Annotated in this window: 1 protein-coding gene; it reads left to right on the plus strand. The window is 72.9% G+C overall.

The features are described from left to right. Positions 1-584 (plus strand): SigE family RNA polymerase sigma factor (locus Ssi02_RS38450; protein WP_307825890.1); only part of this gene is annotated, 584 nt, incomplete at its 5' end. Positions 585-672 lie beyond the last annotated feature (88 nt).

A 672-nucleotide genomic window follows, 5' to 3' on the forward strand; every position in this document is an offset into this window, starting at 1 on the left:
AAGCGCCTCGGAACGGGGCAACCTTTTCACCGGCCGCCGGCGTAGTACGGATGACCAGCGCCGACGAGGAGGGCAACCGGGTGACGGATCGTGAGGAGTTCGACGAGTTCGTCGCGCGGACCTGGCACCGGCTGCTGCGGACCGCCTACCTGCTGGCCCGCGACTGGGCCGCGGCCGAGGACCTGGTGCAGACCGCGCTGATCAGAGCCTGGCTGGCCTGGCCGCGACTGGGCGCGGAACGCGAGGCCTACGTGCGCAGGATCCTGGTCAACCTCCACGTCTCCTGGTGGCGCCGGCGCGGGCGCGGGGCGGAGGTCCCAACCGGCACGCCGCCGGAACCGGCCGACCCCCGCGACCCGATCGGGGGCGCCGACGAGCGCGACACGCTGTGGCGGGCCCTTGGCAGGCTGCCGCCCCGGCAGCGGGCCGTGGTGGTGCTGCGCTACTTCGAGGACCTGACCGAGGCCCAGACCGCCCAGACCCTCGGCTGCAGCGTCGGCACGGTCAAAAGCCAGACGAGCAAGGCACTGGCCAGGCTGCGGGTCGACGACTCGTTCGCAGCGGTGCCGGAGACAAGGGGGTAAGTCCATTGCCTGCCAGCCCGCGCGACCTGCGCGAACTACTGGACGAACGCAGCCGCCCGGCCACCGGGCGGCCCATCCCGTGGCAGAC

Origin of the sequence: Sinosporangium siamense (assembly GCF_016863435.1) — a bacterium.
Lineage (GTDB): Bacteria > Actinomycetota > Actinomycetes > Streptosporangiales > Streptosporangiaceae > Sinosporangium > Sinosporangium siamense.